The organism is Psychromonas ossibalaenae ATCC BAA-1528, from assembly GCF_000381745.1.
In the GTDB taxonomy this organism is placed as follows: Bacteria; Pseudomonadota; Gammaproteobacteria; order Enterobacterales; family Psychromonadaceae; genus Psychromonas; species Psychromonas ossibalaenae.
This window is the reverse complement of record NZ_KB906967.1, coordinates 80,579-99,430: the sequence shown is the minus strand read 5'-3', so window position 1 is coordinate 99,430 and position 18,852 is coordinate 80,579. Positions and strand designations below refer to the sequence as shown.

15 protein-coding genes are annotated in these 18,852 nt (G+C 42.2%); 10 read left to right on the top strand and 5 right to left on the bottom strand.

The window, feature by feature from the left end; all coding sequences use genetic code 11:
• Positions 1-155 precede the first annotated feature (155 nt).
• The 7 genes from gad (at position 156) to G327_RS0100320 (ending at position 9,555) form a co-directional block, all read left to right on the top strand.
• Positions 156-1,550 carry a glutamate decarboxylase gene (gad, locus tag G327_RS0100355; protein WP_019612773.1) on the top strand — a complete coding sequence of 465 codons (1,395 nt, stop codon included), beginning with the start codon at positions 156-158 and terminating at the stop codon, positions 1,548-1,550.
• Positions 1,551-1,678: 128 nt separating this feature from the next.
• Positions 1,679-2,656: a hypothetical protein gene (locus G327_RS0100350; RefSeq protein WP_019612772.1), complete on the top strand. Its 978-nt coding sequence runs from the start codon at positions 1,679-1,681 to the stop codon at positions 2,654-2,656.
• Between the two features lie 288 nt (positions 2,657-2,944).
• A complete protein-coding gene (locus G327_RS0100340) occupies positions 2,945-4,192 on the top strand; it encodes an AAA family ATPase (protein ID WP_019612770.1) in 1,248 nt (415 codons plus the stop codon).
• A 3-nt stretch (positions 4,193-4,195) separates the two neighbouring features.
• Positions 4,196-4,861, top strand: a complete 666-nt coding sequence (locus G327_RS0100335) for an HNH endonuclease (protein WP_019612769.1) — start codon at positions 4,196-4,198, stop codon at positions 4,859-4,861.
• 339 nt (positions 4,862-5,200) lie between these two features.
• Entirely contained in the window at positions 5,201-8,245 is a 3,045-nt protein-coding gene (ydiJ, locus tag G327_RS0100330) for a D-2-hydroxyglutarate dehydrogenase YdiJ (RefSeq protein WP_019612768.1), read from the top strand.
• Complete coding sequence (locus G327_RS0100325) at positions 8,246-8,674, top strand: hotdog fold thioesterase (protein ID WP_019612767.1); 429 nt, start codon at positions 8,246-8,248, stop codon at positions 8,672-8,674. It begins immediately after the preceding gene.
• 47 nt (positions 8,675-8,721) lie between these two features.
• Positions 8,722-9,555, top strand: coding sequence for a CvfB family protein (locus tag G327_RS0100320; protein ID WP_019612766.1), 834 nt, complete (start codon positions 8,722-8,724; stop codon positions 9,553-9,555).
• 72 nt (positions 9,556-9,627) lie between these two features.
• On the opposite strand, the gene G327_RS0100315 is transcribed toward G327_RS0100320, so the two are convergent.
• Positions 9,628-10,944 carry an MFS transporter gene (locus G327_RS0100315; protein ID WP_019612765.1) on the bottom strand — a complete coding sequence of 439 codons (1,317 nt, stop codon included), beginning with the start codon at positions 10,942-10,944 and terminating at the stop codon, positions 9,628-9,630.
• A 13-nt stretch (positions 10,945-10,957) separates the two neighbouring features.
• Complete coding sequence (locus G327_RS0100310; protein ID WP_019612764.1) at positions 10,958-11,698, bottom strand: glycerophosphoryl diester phosphodiesterase; 741 nt, start codon at positions 11,696-11,698, stop codon at positions 10,958-10,960.
• Positions 11,699-12,171: 473 nt separating this feature from the next.
• On the opposite strand from G327_RS0100310, the gene G327_RS0100305 reads away from it, so the two are divergent.
• Positions 12,172-12,858 carry a TVP38/TMEM64 family protein gene (locus G327_RS0100305; protein WP_019612763.1) on the top strand — a complete coding sequence of 229 codons (687 nt, stop codon included), beginning with the start codon at positions 12,172-12,174 and terminating at the stop codon, positions 12,856-12,858.
• A 47-nt stretch (positions 12,859-12,905) separates the two neighbouring features.
• Here G327_RS0100305 and G327_RS0100300 read toward each other — a convergent pair whose 3' ends face one another.
• Together G327_RS0100300 and G327_RS23695 are read right to left on the bottom strand one after the other, a co-directional pair.
• A complete protein-coding gene (locus G327_RS0100300; RefSeq protein ID WP_019612762.1) occupies positions 12,906-13,958 on the bottom strand; it encodes an aldo/keto reductase in 1,053 nt (350 codons plus the stop codon).
• 135 nt (positions 13,959-14,093) lie between these two features.
• Positions 14,094-15,218: an MBL fold metallo-hydrolase gene (locus G327_RS23695; RefSeq protein ID WP_157600938.1), complete on the bottom strand. Its 1,125-nt coding sequence runs from the start codon at positions 15,216-15,218 to the stop codon at positions 14,094-14,096.
• Positions 15,219-15,356: 138 nt separating this feature from the next.
• On the opposite strand from G327_RS23695, the gene G327_RS0100290 reads away from it, so the two are divergent.
• Complete coding sequence (locus tag G327_RS0100290) at positions 15,357-15,965, top strand: TetR/AcrR family transcriptional regulator (protein WP_019612760.1); 609 nt, start codon at positions 15,357-15,359, stop codon at positions 15,963-15,965.
• 85 nt (positions 15,966-16,050) lie between these two features.
• Here the strand turns inward: G327_RS0100290 and gbpA are convergent, their stop codons facing one another.
• Entirely contained in the window at positions 16,051-17,544 is a 1,494-nt protein-coding gene (gene gbpA, locus G327_RS0100285; protein ID WP_019612759.1) for an N-acetylglucosamine-binding protein GbpA, read from the bottom strand.
• Positions 17,545-17,905: 361 nt separating this feature from the next.
• On the opposite strand from gbpA, the gene G327_RS0100280 reads away from it, so the two are divergent.
• A complete protein-coding gene (locus G327_RS0100280) occupies positions 17,906-18,847 on the top strand; it encodes a LysR family transcriptional regulator (protein WP_019612758.1) in 942 nt (313 codons plus the stop codon).
• Positions 18,848-18,852: the final 5 nt, after the last annotated feature.

The window sequence follows — 18,852 nt, the reverse complement described above, 5'->3', positions numbered from 1 at the left end:
GGCTGTGGCGTCTAATATATTGCTGCATTTGTGGACATACTCAATGAATTTATAAAGAAAAAGAGTAGAGTTAATTTTTATGTTCTATTTTTTTATCGTTGATATTAATAACAATCGCTATACGTTATTACCGTAAATTCACAGGAGTAAACTCAATGCCGCTTCATGCAAAAGACTCAGTTAGAGATGACCTGCTTGATGATGTCTATTCATCACACGACCTTTCTTTATCAATGCCCAAGTATAAAATGCCGGAAAATGAACATGACCCTCGTCATGCTTATCAAGTGGTTCATGATGAGTTAATGATGGACGGTAATTCACGTCAGAATATGGCGACGTTCTGCCAGACATGGATAGAGGATGAAGTTCACAAACTGATGGATGAGTGTATCGACAAGAATATGATCGATAAAGATGAGTATCCGCAAACTGCTGAAATTGAAGCACGCTGCACCCATATGCTTGCAGATCTTTGGAACTCACCTGATGCAGAAAATACCTTAGGCTGCTCTACAACCGGATCTAGTGAGGCCGCCATGCTCGGCGGCATGGCATTAAAGTGGGCTTGGCGCGAAAAGATGAAAGCGCTGGGTAAGCCAACCGATAAACCTAACATGATCTGCGGTCCTGTACAGGTATGCTGGCATAAGTTTGCAAGATATTGGGATATAGAGTTACGTGAGATCCCTATGGAAGGTGACCGCTTAATTATGACTGCCGAAGAAGTGATCAAGCGTTGTGATGAGAACACCATAGGTGTTATTCCCACCCTGGGTGTTACCTTTACTTGCCAGTATGAACCGGTTAAGGCGGTTCACGAGGCGCTGGATCAACTGCACAAAGATACCGGTTTAGATATTCCTATGCACGTAGACGGCGCTAGTGGTGCATTTTTAGCCCCGTTTTGTGAGCCGGAACTGGAATGGGATTTTCGACTGCCTCGTGTTAAGTCTATTAATGCATCGGGTCATAAATTCGGACTGGCGCCATTAGGTGTCGGCTGGATAGTATGGCGTGATGCATCGGCGCTGCACGAAGATCTGGTCTTCCACGTTAATTACCTGGGGGGAGACATGCCCTGCTTTGCGCTGAATTTCTCTCGACCCGGCGGGCAGATTGTTGCGCAGTACTATAACTTTTTACGTTTAGGTAAAGAAGGCTACCGCAAGATTCATAATGCCTGTTACGAAACTGCGCATTATCTTTCTGCTGAAATCGAAAAATTAGGTATGTTCGATATCATCTACGACGGACACGGCGGTATTCCGGCCATGAGCTGGTCTTTGAAGGAAGGTGTTGAGCCGGGTTTCAACCTGTTTGATTTGTCAGACCGAATTCGTTCTCGCGGCTGGCAGATAGCCGCTTATGCAATGCCGCCCAAACGGGAAGATCTGGTTATTATGCGTATTCTGGTACGTCACGGCTTCAGCCGCGATCAAGCCGATCTGCTGGTTAATGACCTGCAGCGCTGTATCGCCTTTTTTGCCAGGAACCCGGTTGTCCATGGCAGTAACTCAGAAGAGTCTTCCGGGTTCAATCACGGATAAATAGAGGTGATTCATATTTTAGAGGCACCGGAAGCCTGGCTGCCTCTTTTCCTCAAAGTCGGGACATCTATTTATCATATCTTTAAAAAATCATCTCAAGCAGATGCGACTAGCGATTGGAGTACATAATGGAATTAATCTATGTCCTAGACTTGGACTATCGAAAAGGATGCTTAAATTTCACCTCATCAGGTAATGTGACTAGCAAAGTGAAAACTGTTGTTTTTAACAATAGAAAAGAATTAATTGATGCTATAAATCAGGCTACGCCAGATATTGTGTTGTTTGATTTGTATTCCAAGGGGCAAGAACTTGAATCTAGTAAGAACAATAAAGTTATATCTAAGTTAAAGCAAGTGTATATGGCAGATACTTCTAACCTGAAGGTTCTACAAGAACAAGCATTGTTGAATACACAAAAGTATCGACAGTATGCAAGGACTCTTCTCGAAGTAGATCACTCTCCAACTGGCATCCATGAAATGAAAGAAGTGGTTAATTCTCTAGAGGTTAATATAATATTCCCAATTGCATTGTTTAGTCGTTATGGAAGACAGCTTATCACCACGGAGAGTATGCTTGATGTGCAAAAGCTCGGTGGTTATTTTGTATATAAGGATAAAAAGATAAACTCGGCACAAAGATACGAAAATGGTTTTGATTCGAGAGAGTTAAGATCTATTAGAGATATCATCTCAACATATAAACATAATATAAGTCGTTTAGATTCAAGCTTGCTATATGAGGTTAAGAAAATTGACAGGCTTAACAAGAAACTTGATTTTACATTTGTTTCTAGAGGTATTGAGTACCTATTTTCTATTGCCATAATATGCGCAGGTATAATACATGGCGGTTCAATAGTTGAGATCAACTGGGAAGTTCTGGGGCTAGCAAAATTTCTTACCAACTTTTTTTCATTTGCTTACCTGTCTCCATTTATGATGTTAACAGGGTTTATCTATCTAGTTGTTGTGACGAGAAGAAGTAAAAATGTATCTTTGCTAAAAGAGGCAAATTCTTATACTACTGTGCTAATAAATGATTTCATAAGAACTAAAAGCAAATATTCTTCATCATCAAGCGATTCCGAACACGAAAAATAATATAACAAAACGTTTAAGAGCGATTCGTAACGCGTGGCATTTTTAGTTTGCGTAGAGTTTCGTGTTTAAGAAGCTTCGGTATTACGTTACTCACGCCTTACACAGTGTTGGTTTACAGGAGTCTACATGAAGGAAAAGACAGGACATCCCAATCTTTTTGGTCATAACTTTATGATTTTTAAAGATGTAACATATGGTTGCCTTGCCTTTTTATTTAATTATTAACTATGCAATAAATTTATTTAATAAAATGTTACTTTAACACAAGTGATATTTTTAGGAGCAATAATGAAAAAATACATTACTAAGATAGATGCTATTTTAGTCAATACAGAAAAAAAAGTATCAATTGATCTTCAAGGTAAGAACCTAATAATTACTGGTGGTAATGGTTGTGGAAAAACTCAATTCCTTAATCAAATATTCTCTCATTTAAAGGTAAGGTTAAATTCTAATCAGCAGCAGCAATATAAGAATCAATTATCACAGGTACTGAAAAATCAAAACGCCTTAAATACACCAAATCTTAATTCCTTACAAGAAAAGAACTACCAAACTAATATTGACAATCTGCTTGTTCAAATCAATAGACATTTACATCATAATGACTGTCACATTGAACTCAATGATATGGATGACGTAACAGAAAAGGTACTTCAAAAAAAACTACTTTTACGTTTATATACCGCTACTCGTCAATATGGGGGCCTTGCCAGAAATAATCAAAATGAAACAGTCCTATCTATGCAGCAAACAGCTCAAAATCAAGATTTGTTGCAAGACTCATCTATTACATTTGAATCATATCTTGTAACCTATTTGAATGCTGGGTATATGGCTTATGTGTTGCGTAAAGATGAAGAAGAGAAAAATAAAGTAGATGCTTGGTTAGAAGTTATAACTTCAGATCTACGCTATCTATTTGAAGACGAAACTCTCGTACTTGAGTACAAAGAAAAAGAAAAGATTTTTTACGTAAATCAAAAAGGGAAAACACCCTTTACATTTTCTCAATTATCATCAGGTTATTCATCAATATTAAACATTTATGCAGATCTGTTAATGAAAGTTGAATTAAGAGGAATAACAGCCAAAGAGTTATCGGGCATTGCCATTATTGATGAAATAGATGCTCATTTACACGTATCTCTGCAAAAGAAAATATTGTCTTTTCTTGATAATGCGTACCCCAATGTTCAATTTATAGTATCAACACACTCACCTTTTGTTATTCAGTCTGTAGATAATGCTGTGATTTATGATCTAAGTAGATTAGAGCAATTAGAAGATCTCTCAATGTATTCTTATGAAGCGATAACAAAAGGCTTACTTGGTGTAAAAACAACATCAAACTCTCTGGATGATCTTGTATCAGAACTATCTAAATTGACTCCTGAAATTGAGTCTAATAAAGCAAGAATAGAAAGCTTGGTTGCTATGCTAAGTACAAATGAAAGTGAATTAGATTCTCGCTCTAAGGTAGTTTTACTCATGGGTAAGCAGGCGATATTAGATAGCGACTTAAAGGGAGAATAAGTAATGTTTAATGTTACTCGCCCAGAAGCGGTGCCTGCATCACTAGCAAGAAAAATATATAATCATGCAGATGTTGTGAATATATTAAAACCGATGTTTCATGGAAAATGTTATCTATGTGAAAGAGATGAAATTCAAGATGTAGAGGTTGAACACTTTAAGCCTCATATGTCTATTGAGGCCGATAAATTTGATTGGGACAACCTTTTTTACTCTTGCAGTCGCTGTAATAGTATAAAAAGTTCAACACATGTCGGTTTATTAAACTGCACAGATAATTCTATTAATGTATTCAGAGAAATCACTTTAAGAATGTCTCCTGCTATTGATGATGATGTTATCGTTGAGGCTAATAATCCGAATCCTAGTGCTGAAACGTCTAGGACTGTAAACCTATTGAAATTGTGTTACAACAGTACAAATACAGCATTACGTGGAGTCAGTAGAGAGTCATTGATTGAACAAATGTATGATTATATGGTCACATTTGTTACTGCAAGATCTTTGCTAAAGAAACCATCGACAGGTAAAACTATAAAGAACGGAGCTAAAGAAGTAATTGAAGCAATGCTTGATGTTAAGCATCCATTTAGTGCGTTTTGGAGATGGCAATATCTACATGATAGTTTTTTGAATCAGGCTTACCCTGAATTAGAAAACGGTTTTTAATTTTCAATCGCCAATGCATTATGTATTGGCATCAAGCCATCCCCTAAACCGCCCCTAAGCAACGCAATAAACAAAACCACATAATGACCGCAATAAAAATAGTTAAACAAATCTGAGGCTTTTTAAGGAAAGTTGGGGACATACATTCATCATATCTTTAAAAATACAAAGCTTTTTTAACATCCTCTAACAGGAATTAACAAGCTTTTAAAATCCAATATTTACCTGCTCAATCATGGTTAATTTTTCTCGCCAAACCGCTTAAAATTTGTGATATTATCCACAACTATTTTTATGTCGAAACTTACAAATTCAATAATGGACTAGGGCGTTTTAAACATGATCCCAATTTTAAGCCACCAAGAGAATATCAAACAAGATACCTTCGCATTTCTCAAAGCGTTAAATGAAAGTGATTATTCAGGTGAAATTGCAAAAAGTTATGCCAGCCGTCTGGCTGTCGCTACCGACAACAGTGTTTATCAGTGTTTACCGCAGGCGGTGATTTTCCCTAAATCGACCCAGGACATTGTTAGAATTTGTAAACTGGCACAGCTTGAAGAGTTTAGCGCTATTCGTTTCTCGCCGCGCGGCGGCGGTACGGGCACTAACGGTCAGTCGTTAACTAACGATATTGTTTTGGATCTGTCTCGTTTTATGAACAACATTCTTGAGCTTAATGAAGCTGAAGGCTGGGTGCGTGTACAGACCGGTGTGGTTAAAGATCAGTTAAACGATTATCTGCGTCCCTACGGATTGTTTTTTTCGCCGGAACTATCGACCAGTAACCGTGCCACTATCGGCGGCATGATCAGCTGTGATGCATCAGGACAGGGCTCTTTAGTTTACGGTAAAACCAGTGATCATGTTTTAGGGCTGCAGTCGGTTTTAGTTGACGGCTCGGTGTTAGACAGTCAGCCGCTAACGGCGGTGGATTTAATTGAACAGGTTGAACGTCAGGACAGCATCGGCGCTATTTACCGTCAGGTTATTGAAACCTGTGACAGCAAGCAGCAGCAGATTGAAGACGGTTTTCCAAAGTTAAACCGCTTCTTAACCGGTTACGACTTAAAACATGTTTATGATGCCCAGACCGGTACTGTGGATTTAACCCGACTTCTTTGCGGCGCGGAAGGCTCTTTAGCGTTTATCACAGAAGCTAAACTGCATATTCAGAAAATCCCGACTTACCGGACGCTGTTTAATGTTAAGTACGACAGCTTCCAGTCTGCTCTGCAGAATGCACCTTTCCTGGTTAAAGCTAATGCATTATCAGTAGAAACCATTGATTCGAAAGTACTCAATCTGGCTAAACAGGATATTGTCTGGCACAGCGTCAGCAGTCTGATCACTGATGTCCCAGGCAGAGTGGTTGACGGTTTAAATATCGTTGAGTTTGTTGAAGAAGATGCCGATATTCAGGCTGAAAAAGTCGCCGCTTTAGCAGCCCAGTTAGATGCTTTGATTGCCGATAAAAAAGCCGGTGTGATTGCTTATCAGATTTGTGATGATCTTGCTGATATCAACCGTATTTACGGCATGCGTAAAAAAGCGGTGGGTTTATTAGGTAATACTGCCGGTTCTGCTAAACCGATCGCTTTTGCTGAAGATACCTGTGTACCGCCGGAAAACTTAGCCGCTTATATTATTGAATTCCGTCAGTTATTAGATGATCACTACCTGCATTACGGCATGTTCGGTCACGTTGATGCGGGTGTTCTGCATGTGCGCCCGGCGCTGGATATGTGCGATCCGGAGCAGGAAAAAATGATGCGCCGTATTTCCGACAAAGTGGTGGCATTAACTGCTAAATATAAAGGCCTGATGTGGGGCGAACACGGCAAAGGTTTCCGCAGTGAATACGGTCCGGAATTTTTCGGTGAAGAGTTATTTACTGAGCTGCGTAAAATCAAAGCGGCTTTTGATCCGAATAACCGGGTTAACCCGGGTAAAATCTGTACGCCGATTGAATCAAATGAGCAGCTGGTCAGTGTTGATGCGGTGAAACGTGGTTTCTATGACCGACAGATTCCGGTTAAAGTACGTGAAAGTTTTAGTGAAGCCTTAGACTGTAATGGTAACGGGTTATGCTTTAACTACGATACCACCTCGCCTATGTGTCCGTCGGTGAAGTTAACCAGTGACCGCGTGCATTCGCCGAAGGGCCGTGCCGGTTTAATGCGTGAATGGCTGCGTCAGTTAGCCAATAACGATATTGATGTGCTGCAGCTGGAAAGTGATCTGTTTGCCGGTAAAAACGCCGGTGTATTTAAAAAGTTTGCTAATACATTAGCTAAACGCAAGGGAGAATATGATTTCTCCCATGAAGTGATGGAAGCGATGCAGGGCTGTCTAGCCTGTAAAGCCTGTACTAGCCAGTGTCCTATTCAGGTTGATGTACCGACTTTCCGCGCACGTTTCATGCACCTTTATCACGGTCGTTATCTGCGCCCGGTTAAAGATTATTTTGTCGCTTACGTAGAGCAGTACGCGCCGCTGATGGGCAAAATGCCGGATTTCTTTAACTTCTTTATGAAGATGAAATTAACGGCGTCACTGACTGAAAAGTATGTCGGCATGGTGGATATTCCGCTGCTTTCCAGCCCGACGTTAAAAACATCACTGCACAAACAGGATATCACTGAGTTTGATTTAGCTAAGCTGCAGGCGCTGCCTATGATTGAACGTGAATCTTATGTGCTGATTGTGCAGGATCCGTTTACCACTTATTACGATGCCGATGTGGTACGTGATCTGGTATTAACGATTAAAAAGCTGGGTTATAAACCGGTGATTTTACCCTTTAAGCCAAATGGTAAACCGCAGCATATTAAAGGCTTCTTAGATAAGTTTGCTAAAACAACTAAAAATACTGCTGAGTTTTTGAATAAGATGTCCGAGCTTAATATTCCCATGTTAGGTGCGGATCCGGCGATGGTGCTTTGTTACCGTGACGAATATAAGCATGCCTTAGGTGAGCAGCGTGGTGACTTTAATGTACTGCAGTTTCAGGAGTGGTTATTGCCGCGTCTAAAAGGGAAAGCTAAAGCGTCGAAAGATAAACAGTTCTTCCTGTTCGGCCACTGTACTGAAAAAACCGCTGAGCCGACATCAAGTGGTGACTGGGCGAAAATATTTACTCATTTCGGCGGTCAGCTGAGTGATGTGGCAGTCGGCTGCTGCGGTATGGCGGGCACTTTCGGTCATGACGCTGGAAAACTGGCTGACTCAAAAGCGATTTATAGCCTAAGCTGGGAAGCTGAGATAGCAAAACGCGAACGTGCCAGCTGCCTGGCAACGGGTTATTCTTGCCGCAGTCAGGTTAAACGTATTGAAGGACAGACGCTGAAACATCCAGTGCAGGCTCTGTTAGAGATTTTATAAATGGTAGTGTGGAAAAAGAATACTGATCTGGCGCGTATCAATGCCACCAGTGAGAATACGATTATCTCGCTTCTGGGTATTGAATATACGCAGATCGGCGATGATTTTATTGAGGCTACGATGCCGGTTGATGCGCGTACGCATCAGCCTCATGGTCTGCTCCATGGCGGCGCATCGGTTGTTCTGGCTGAAACGCTCGGCAGTGTGGCTGCTAATTTAGCCGTACCGCAGGACAGAGTCTGTGTTGGTCTGGAAGTGAATGCCAACCATATCCGCAGTGTGAAAAAAGGTCTGGTAACCGGAACGGCTACGGCTGTTCATATCGGTTACAGCACCCAGATCTGGCAGATAGAAATTAAAAATGAACGGCAGCAGCTGGTCTGTACATCAAGACTGACTGTAGCCGTTATTAATCGACCAAAAGACTGAGATAAAAGTCTATTTAAACAACAGATAAAAAATAAAGAGAAACAAATATGATTAAAATTGGTGCTTATAATGAGCTGACTATCATCAAACAAGTTGACTTCGGCATGTACCTTGACGGTATCGAAGAAGGCGAAATACTGTTGCCTCGCCGCTATGTTACAGATGATATGAAAGTCGGAGATACTGTAACAGTATTTCTGTACTTTGATTCAGAAGACAGACTGATTGCCACTACACAAAAAGCGAAAGCAGAAGCCGGAAAATTTGCTTCATTAAAAGTGATTGATACTAACCGTGCAGGTGCATTTTTAGACTGGGGTTTACCAAAAGATCTTCTGGTACCGTTTAACCAGCAGAAAATTCCAATGAAAGAAGGTTACGGTTATGTTGTTTATGTTTATCAGGACGATATCAGCGAGCGTTTGGTGGCTTCTTCAAAACTGGATCGTTTCTTAGACCGTGAACCTGCAGCTTACCGTGCCGGTGAAAAGGTTGATCTGCTGATTGCCGACCGTACGGATCTTGGCTTTAAAGCTATCGTTAATGACAAACACTGGGGCGTATTGTTTACCAGTGAAGTGTTTGGTGAAATGGGTATCGGCAAAAAATGTAAAGGCTACATCCGCCGTGTCCGTGAAGACGGTAAAATCGATTTAAGCATGACCGAAGTGGGTTACAGTAAAATTGACGGCATGGCAGATCGTGTTATGCAGGCGCTGAATCAGCATCAGGGTTACCTGCAGCTTTCAGATAAAAGCTCGCCGGATAAAATCGCAAAAATTCTGAAGATGAGTAAAGGTAACTTTAAAAAAGCGATTGGTCAGTTATACAAAAAAAGCCTTATCGATATTGAAGATGCCGGTATTCGTTTAAAAGAATAATACCCGCAGATTATAAAAAAGGCTGTTCATGAAAATGAACAGCCTTTTTTACTTTAAATTAAACCGTCACCGTTATGATGCCGGTGCTTCAGTTCCTTGTGCCTCAGCTGAATCTTCTTCAGTGGACAGGTGTCCTTGTTTTTTCTTCAGCCACAGCAGCATTAAGGCGCAGATCATGCCGAAAGCTGATACCGCCAGTCCAATACCGAAAATCAGCTGATAAGCTTTAACCGCGCTGTAACTGTCAATGATCCAGCCGTTTAATGCGTATGCCCAGAATACCGAAGCATAAGCTGCAAACGAACCAACACTCATGGCTGCCCCGCTGAACTTTCTTGGTACACCAGCCTCGGCGATGGGCGCAAGAATGATGCCTTTCGCCAAAAAGATACTGAATGAAAAACACATTAGCAGGGCAATATTGATCATCAGCATATCAGCTGATTTAGGAAGTATAATGGTAATGCCCAGGCATAATACGGTTAGTCCCAGTGCAAAAAACATCATTTTAATCGAAGATTTAAAGATGTAGTCGGAAATGAACCCGGCAATCAGGCCTGCGACTATGCCCATTGCACCGGTATTAATAATGCCGAATACCGCCGCCTGTGCGGTTGTTAATCCAAATACTGCCTGCAGATAAGGAACCGTGTAAATAAGGGTTATGTAGGTCCAGTATACCGTCAGAGAGGTAATGGCCGCCAGCCAGACAGTCGGCATTTTTAAGACATGAATCAAACCTTGAAAAGCGATTTTATTTTTACTTTCACCCTGTTTTACCTGCAGCGTATTGTCTGGAACAAACTTCCACACACAAAAGATCATTGGTAAAATCAGCAGGGTATAGAAAACAATTGCCCCCTGGAAAACCAAAATAGAACCGGCTACCAGCGCCATAATACCGACAATGACCGCATTCATGCTCATTTCCGCGGCTCGTCTGGTTGACTCCAGTAATCCAAATGCCATGCCTTTATTCTTGTCGCCGGACATCAGGTTGACGCCGTTTACTACGGCGGGCCAGAAAATGGCATCCACTAAGCCCCAGAGGCCGGCAATAACAGCCAGCACCATAAATCCGGGGGCAAAAATAATAATAAACATCATGCTGATAAAACGCACAAACAATCCAGTCATTAAAATGGATTTAACCGAAAAACGGTTATTTACCCAGCCTGCCGGAATGTAAAAAAACATAGCCGAGCCGATCAAAGTAAATAAAATCCCCATCTGGGTATTATCAATGCTTAATACTTCCAGTAGTAAGTTGTAAAAGGTACCTTTGAAAGCTTCAAAGGCGGAATAAATAATCTGTCCGGACATCACAACAGAAAAGAAACCGTAACACTGCTTTTTTGAACTAAAACCAATCTTTTTTAATAAACTCATAATAGGGCTCTTTTTATAATCGGTACTTTGACGGGAATTGGTGGGCGATATCCGTACAAATTCCATCAACCCCCCAGTTAAATAACTCATTTGCCCGCGCCAGATCGTTTACCGTCCAGACATTCACTTTGATGCCGGCGTCCTTAAATTTGTTCACCATTTCTCGTGTTAACCCCTTATCTTCCGGGTGAATATAATCAGCCTGACACCACTCAATAGTGGCGTTCCAGTCATCCAGCAGGTTATGGCTTTCAAATAAACAGGCTACGGGAGTCTGCGGGCTGAGCTGCTTAAACTCCGACAGTACTAAATGGTTGAAACTGGAAATAATCAGCTCACGTTCAGGATTGAGATCTTTGAGAGCGGTAATTAAGTTATCAATTAACAGGCGGCTTAATTTCGCACTGGCCGCGCATGATTTTATTTCAATATTGAGGTTGAGCTGTTTGTCATTTGCTAAGCAGATCATCTGCTGCAGTGTGGGTATTCTTTCCCCTGTGAAAATATCACCGAACCAGCTTCCCGCATCAATATTGCTAAGGTCATCGCGGGTAATATCACATAATCGCCCGCTTTTATCCGTACAGCGGTCTAAGGTGTCATCATGAGAGATGATAACGGTACCGTCCTGAAGAATATCGACATCACACTCGAACCACTTTACGCCGTGCTCTTTACATAAAGAGAAGGCTGCTAAAGTATTTTCCGGTGCGAGTGATGACATTCCACGGTGAGCAATTAATGTTTTTTTCATTATTTACCTTTAATTGAATGAGTTGATGAACAAATGATACATAACAATGCGCGAATGAAATGTGATGGCGGTAGTATAGTTTGTGTTTGTTGCATAACTGTTACAATATGATTGTTCGAAAGCTTGTGGTTGTTCGATCGATTGTTTTTTGTGCTTTCAACTGGGTTGTTGTCTTGTAATTGATCTTATCTTTGTGTTTTTTCTGCCTTGAAGGTGCTAGGTGCCTGTCGTTTCTTTTTTTAAATAAAGATGGTTGATATTTTGTTTTTAAGCGTATTGTTTTTAAAGTAGTTAAGGTTTGTTTTCAGGGTAGATAATTCGCGAATAATTAATCGTAAAAATGTGATCCAGGCGGATAAAATTATTTTTTACTAGCAAAGTATCACATTACAGGTAAAGTGCGTTTTCTATACAGAAATAACTGCTCTTATATCCTTTTTAAGAAGAGCTTTAATTATATACTCGGTTGATTTATGAATGCTTTTTTCAATATTTTACGGGCTAACGGTACTTCTCTCGGATTTGCTGTTTTCCTGACTTCGCTGCCTTTACTGTTCAGCGGCGGCATGAGTTATCTGGCTCTGGAGTATGAGCCGCTGTTAAGAAGTTTTGATACGCAGCAGTGGCTGCTGCTGTTTTCTGTCAGTGTTTTTACCATGGCATTTGCATTAACCCCGACAACCCTGATAGCTCTGAGCAGTGGTTATTTTCTCGGCTGGCAGGCGTTAGTTTTTATTGTTCCCGCTTATCTTCTCGCTTCGGTGTTGTGCTACTTTGCCGCTAGATTTCTCGACTCAGGGAAATTCATGCTTAGTCTGCAGGGGCATTCTCAGGCGATGCTGATTATTAAGCGCTTAAAAGAGCAGGAGTTGAGTTTGGTGATGCTCAGCAAGTTAAGCCCTATTCTGCCTTTTGCTGTCAGCAATATTTTATTAGCCATGGCCGGCGCGCGGCTTAAACTGTTCTTTATCGGAGCTGCCCTCGGCATGCTGCCGCGCACTATACTGGTGATTTATGTCGGTATTCAGTCTAATCATTTATCGCGTTTATTAGAAAATCCTTTCTCCGGCTGGCAGCAGTGGTTTATTTTACTACTGGTTATCATTTCTATTTTGGGATTGGGGAAAATAGCTTCTAAGGCGTTGAGGGTTGAAGTTTGAGCTAGCTCCCGCATCTAACATGGGAACTAGCGGATAATAAGCGGCACTTAAAAGGGCACTGGATATTGTTTAAATACTGAGTTGATATCACTTAGCATTTGTTCACTCAACGGCAGAGAAAATGCGTTGATATCTTCTTTTAACTGCTTCATATTGGTGGCACCAATAATCGTAGAGGTGACTCCGTCAACCTGATCACACCAGGCTAAGGCCAGCTGCGCCGCAGTAAAACCGTTATCAGCAGCTATCTGCGCATAGGCGCTGACTGCTTTGTGTCCTGCTTCGGTATCTCTGAATAAGCCGTTACGCTGTGCTAAAGTCCAGCGGCTGCCCTGCGGGCGGGCACCATTTTGGTATTTACCGCTTAACATACCGCCGGCCAGCGGTGACCAGGGTAAATAAGCAATATCTTCGTGAATACAGTTTTCAATTAGATAAGGCCAGTCTTTAGCGTGCAGCAGGCTGAATTCATTCTGAATAGAAACCATGCGCGGCAGGTTATGCTGCTCACTTAATTTAAGATAGGTATTAATACCCCAGGGAGTATCATCTGACAGGCCGCAGTAACGAATTTTTCCTGCTTTTACACAGCGGTCGAGTCCCTGCAGGATATCCAGCATCTGCGCACTTTGCAGTGCCGCATCAGATTCACTGAATTTAAAGTGATTAGGCCAGTGTTTACTAAAATGCGGTGAGGTACGATTCGGCCAGTGCAGCTGGAACAGGTCAATATAATCAGTGTGCAGACGTTTAAGAGAAGCATCTACCGCCTGTACAACTGTTTCGCCGCTGATTGGACTGCCGCCGCGTACCCAGGGTAAACCGCCTCCGGCAATTTTACTTGCGAGAATTATATCTTTACGCACTGTTTCATTCCTGCCCAGCCAGTTGCCGATAATAGTTTCTGTTTTGCCATAGGTTTCGGCTGAAGGCGGCACGGCATACATCTCCGCGGTATCGATAAAATTAATGCTCTGTTTAAGTGCATACTCTATCTGCTGGTCTGCATCATTTTGATTATTCTGCACTCCCCAGGTCATGCTGCCTAAACAGACTCGTGATACTTCAATGCCGCTGCTGCCTAATATTGAAAATTCCATTGCCGCCCCTAAGTTGAATATATTGTTAACAAGCTTAAGGTAAAAATTGATATAGCTCAATTTTTACCTGCGCCAGTCTTCTGGAACAAGAAAAATATTTTCCGACAGCCATCGTCTTTTACTGCCGAGTTTTATCTATAATGCAGCAACAGCCTGCTGGTCATTTTCTAACTGCTGTTCGTTTTTCCACCAGGAATAGGTAGCGGGTATATTGTCGAGAGTGATGATTTGCCCCATTACCGGCGTGATCAGAGCAACCTGTGACTGCTGCGCTAATTCACTGATCCGCTGCAGTGGTTCATACCAGCTGTGAAATGCCAGGTCGAAAGTACCGTTGTGAATCGGCATCATCTGCTTGCCTTTCAGATCCAGGTGCGCCTGCAGACTTTGTTCCGGTGTCATATGAATCGTCGGCCAGTCACGGTCATAGGCACCGGTTTCAATCAGGGTTAAATCAAAAGGACCAAAGCGTTCACCTATCGCTTTAAAACCTTCAAAATAACCGGAATCACCGCTGAAAAACAGCTTACTGTCAGTCGATTCAATCACATAAGAAACCCACAAAGTCTCATCTCTGTCGAATAAACCGCGTCCTGAAAAATGCTGTGCGGGTGTTGCTGTTAAGTTTAGACCGTCGATATTGACAGACTGCCACCAGTCTAGACTGTGAACTTTTTCAGGTGCCACTTTCCAGTCCAGCAGATACTGCTCAACACCTAAGGGCACCACAAAATGAGTCACTTTATCTGCTAGATACTTAATGCTGTTTTTATCCAGATGATCGTAATGATCATGCGAAATTAATACGCCGTCGATATCAGGTAATGACTGCAGAGTAATAGGGGGCTGATGGAATCTTTTCGGTCCGGCAAAGCTGAATGGTGAGGCGCGTTCACTAAAAACCGGATCGATAAGCCATTTCTGGCCGTTTACCTGCATAAAAATGCTAGAGTGCCCCAGGCGGATCACCACATCTTTGTCTGCGGCTAGATTATTCAGGTCTGCGCTGCTGAGCGGAGTCATTGGAATGGCATCCACAGGAGATGCATCCGTGCGTGATTCGCTGATATAACGGGTGAGCAGTCCTAACAGTGCCGTGTCATTAGTAAAATCCGGCGCTGTATTAACAAAGCCCCCGCCGCTTTTGTGATGATTTTGTAATTTATTTTCTGGTGCAGTGGGTGACTGTACATCTGGTGTTTTCATTAACAGCATTGTGCCTCCGAGCAGTAGTATTAATATTGTGATAATTCGTTTCATTGTTACTAACCTTGAAGTAAACTTGTGAGTGTAGTTTATGCCGCTTTTGTTAAAAGTAAACTCATTAGTGTACTTTTTCTAAGTGTTATTTGTTATGGCGTTGATGTTTTCCGCTCCTATATATATAAGAAATTGAAAATGAAAGAGAAAAAACTAACTCGCTCGCAGTTCAAACATGCATCAATAATTCAGGCTGCTACGTTGGAGTTTCAGGAAAAAGGCTTTAAAGTCGCCAGTATGGATGATATTGCTAAACGCGCTGAGGTTTCGAAGCGTACGGTTTATAATCACTTTGCCAGCAAAGAGCTGCTGTTTGAAGCAATTTTAGAAGAGATGCTGACTATGTTGTCTGCTTTTGAGCAGGTTCCTTTTTCACTCACTGTCCCGCTTGAACTGCAGCTGCGCAGTTTAGTTGATAACGAAATTTCTCTGCTTAAAGGCGATGGTTTTTTACCGACGGCGAAAGTAATTCTTGGCGAATTAATGCACTCTCCTGAGCTGATGACGAATGTTATGCAGACCTTTAATAAACAGGAGTCTCCTTTAACCGTCTGGTTTAATGAAGCTTGTGAAGCCGGTGCACTTAAATGTGCGGATCCGGAGATAGTGGTGACCCAGTTTATTGCTGTGATTAAAGGCTTTTGTTTCTGGCCGCAGCTGGTGCAGGGAGAGGAATTTCCGAATGAGCAGAAAAGCGCATTGATTGCACAAACTGCAGTAGAGATGATTTTAAAACAATATACTTGAAATAATTTTGTACAGTTTTAACCTGCTAAGCATTGCCTAGCAGGTTAAGTTTTATCAACTTCGATGCGCGAAAAAGTGAAGTGTATTACTGTACTTTATCCCATGCATCCTGCCAGTGGCTGCCTACACCAGGTTCATACTGCGTTGTTGTCTCGGTCCACTGCTGACAATAGCCAGTGTTCGGCCAGGGCTTACACTGGTAAATACTTCCATCTTTACTCTGCAGTACTTTGGTTCCTTCTGTGTATGAACTCAGACCATCAGGGAATACATAGTCATGTTCAGGTGTTTCTACGACTGTGAACTGGTTGTTTTCCTGTATTAAATTACCATTTTTATCATCGGCAATAGTAACCAGTGTATGAATTCCAGGTGTCATATCTTCTAACAGCATTGAGAAAGTTTCAGTGCTGTTGTGAATCTCTGCCTGTGCATAGCCTTTAGCTTTATTATTGCTGTCGTAAATTGTATTACTGACCAGCAGTTCGCCAGTTGCAGTGACATCAAAATCAATTGCTACTTCATTATCACCATTAAGCGAATATTGTGCCTCAAGCCCCGTTACTTCAATTCCGTCCACAATCGGTTCCGGTACTTCGTCAAAATCAATTTCAACGCGGACTAAGCCGCTGGCTGTTTTGGTATAGACAGGGTTAGTACCGAAAACCGGAGAAAATGAAGCTGTGTCTCCTGACATTTTTGCCTGACCTGCTTTAATATCCGGCTGCTCGCTGTTGATTTTTTCAGCAAGATCATGACTCCATACTTCAGCAACGCCCTGTGCTTTATTAGCAATCGTGAGTACTGTCTGCAGTGCCGGAAGTTCGCCTTCACTATCAAATACACGGGTCATCACCTTGTCGCCTGTGTCTAAGTTTTTCGACGGGTAGATGGTGCCGGCATCTGTTATGCCTGGAACTGGCGGAGCGGGAGAATCTTCAAACTGCACATCAATCACATTGTAGAAACTGTTCACTGTATCACCAACCTCCCATACCGCCAGTATTACCTGATAACCTGTACGCTGCGGGACTCCACAGTCGTGAACTACTCTTGTAGGAGGCTGTACCATGCCGCCGTCAACAGTACAGAAAGGTGTCAGGTCAAATGAATCTCTGCTTAACGCTTCATTCACATTCCAGTCCTGATTGGTAATATAATAACGCCACTCAGCTGTTGTGTGCGCGGCTGTTTTCTTCCATTCAAAGCTGTTTTGTCCCGCAGTAATTGGATTTTTTACCCAGCGGTCAGCTGTCTGCACGTCTAATTCACCGCCCCGTACTTGATTGGCACTGGCTATTTGACCATCGACCGGCCCGCCGTTAGGAAAACCATCGATAGCTTCTAAACTTTGCGGTTCGTCCCGAATAGCACCACAATTGCCGTTCGGAGGATTATCCCAACCTGCACATAAATCAGCGCGAGACTGTAAACCGGAACCGTTTTCTGTACCGTCGATGAATCCATGAGCTGAGACACCTGCGCTGGAAACGAGTAATAATACAGGCCCTAGTTTACAAAGCCCTAGAGAAGTTACTCTGTGGTACTGGCTAAGAGGTACTTTTTTGGAATATTTCATTTATGATAAACTCCTGTTGGGAAAATATTAGTAAAACGCATTTACTGGTTGTTGAGTCCTTGCTTTGAAAAAATCAAAAGGACAAAGGACTTAGCGGCGCCTGAAACAGTTAACTACTGGTTCAAGGTGATTGTTAAATATATGTTACATGATCACGAATCAGACAGAGATTGGGAAGTGAAAAGATGTGAATTATTCTTAAAAATCGTGATGTTAACTTGTATTTAACAATCCGGGGGTAAGTTCACGCAGTGATAATGATCAGGCAGTATGCTGCTAATATTTACTCTGTGCTAATAGATCTGGATGTGCTGTCCGTTGTTGGTCATAATAACTCACTGTTTATACTGTGGATTCGAATATGGAACTGGAAGAGGTTTACCGTCGCGATTTAAACCTGTTTGTGGCGCTTCAGGTATTAATAGAAGAGGGCAGTGTCAGCCGCAGTGCTGTTCGGCTTAATTTAAGTCAGTCAGCGATGAGCCGCGTATTGGGAAGATTAAGAGAACTGCTCGATGATCCCCTGTTTATTCGCCAGGGACAGAACCTGCAGCCGACACAGCGCGCCATTGAAATAAGTATGGCGCTTAATGATCCCCTGGAGTCGCTGCGTATCCTGCTTTCACCGACTAATTTTGATCCGAAATTATGCAAACAGCATTTTTCCATTGCTACTACGGATTATGCTATGCAGACCATTCTTCCCTATGCGCTGCCGCGTATTTACGAAGAAGCGCCGAATATCTCTCTGGAGTTTCCACCGCTTCAGCATGAACAGATGTTTAAGCAGTTGAGTATTGAAGGCTGTGATATGGCTATCTGTCGTCCAACTCAGCAGGTTGAACCGCTGCAGCAGGAAAAGCTCGGTTTAGTCAGTGTGTTCTGCATGCTGTCAAAATCTCATCCGCTGGCCGATAAAGAGATAACCCTGGAGGATTATCTTGCTTATCCGCATGCATTAATTGCGATTAGTGACGGTGTTAAAGCGCTGATTGATGATGCCCTTAGCGGTCATCCTGCACCTAAAACTGTGCTTCGGGCATACCATCTAGAAGCCGCCTTAGCGATTGTTGATAAAATGCCGCTGATTATTACCGTACCTGCCGATTTAGCATATTTGGTGGCTGAAAAGCACAATCTGATTGTTAAACCTTTACCGTTTGAATTTAAACCTTTTGAGTATTCATTGATCTGGCATGCGCGCTGTCAGCATTCTGCGCCGCATAACTGGCTGCGTAATTTATTAAAAGAGCAGTGCGGCAGACTGATTGATAAACGGGTACAGGATATGGGATTGGTTTAAGTCTA

What these genes read in the sequence shown, in the direction of transcription:
- G327_RS23695 (WP_157600938.1), bottom strand. Translation starts at nt 15,218, where the DNA reads ATGAAACGAATTATCACAATATTAATACTACTGCTCGGAGGCACAATG.
- G327_RS0100305 (WP_019612763.1), top strand. Translation starts at nt 12,172, where the DNA reads ATGAATGCTTTTTTCAATATTTTACGGGCTAACGGTACTTCTCTCGGA.
- ydiJ (WP_019612768.1), top strand. Translation starts at nt 5,201, where the DNA reads ATGATCCCAATTTTAAGCCACCAAGAGAATATCAAACAAGATACCTTC.
- gbpA (WP_019612759.1), bottom strand. Translation starts at nt 17,544, where the DNA reads ATGAAATATTCCAAAAAAGTACCTCTTAGCCAGTACCACAGAGTAACT.
- G327_RS0100325 (WP_019612767.1), top strand. Translation starts at nt 8,246, where the DNA reads ATGGTAGTGTGGAAAAAGAATACTGATCTGGCGCGTATCAATGCCACC.
- G327_RS0100315 (WP_019612765.1), bottom strand. Translation starts at nt 10,944, where the DNA reads ATGAGTTTATTAAAAAAGATTGGTTTTAGTTCAAAAAAGCAGTGTTAC.
- G327_RS0100350 (WP_019612772.1), top strand. Translation starts at nt 1,679, where the DNA reads ATGGAATTAATCTATGTCCTAGACTTGGACTATCGAAAAGGATGCTTA.
- G327_RS0100335 (WP_019612769.1), top strand. Translation starts at nt 4,196, where the DNA reads ATGTTTAATGTTACTCGCCCAGAAGCGGTGCCTGCATCACTAGCAAGA.
- G327_RS0100280 (WP_019612758.1), top strand. Translation starts at nt 17,906, where the DNA reads ATGGAACTGGAAGAGGTTTACCGTCGCGATTTAAACCTGTTTGTGGCG.
- G327_RS0100310 (WP_019612764.1), bottom strand. Translation starts at nt 11,698, where the DNA reads ATGAAAAAAACATTAATTGCTCACCGTGGAATGTCATCACTCGCACCG.
- G327_RS0100320 (WP_019612766.1), top strand. Translation starts at nt 8,722, where the DNA reads ATGATTAAAATTGGTGCTTATAATGAGCTGACTATCATCAAACAAGTT.
- G327_RS0100340 (WP_019612770.1), top strand. Translation starts at nt 2,945, where the DNA reads ATGAAAAAATACATTACTAAGATAGATGCTATTTTAGTCAATACAGAA.
- gad (WP_019612773.1), top strand. Translation starts at nt 156, where the DNA reads ATGCCGCTTCATGCAAAAGACTCAGTTAGAGATGACCTGCTTGATGAT.
- G327_RS0100300 (WP_019612762.1), bottom strand. Translation starts at nt 13,958, where the DNA reads ATGGAATTTTCAATATTAGGCAGCAGCGGCATTGAAGTATCACGAGTC.
- G327_RS0100290 (WP_019612760.1), top strand. Translation starts at nt 15,357, where the DNA reads ATGAAAGAGAAAAAACTAACTCGCTCGCAGTTCAAACATGCATCAATA.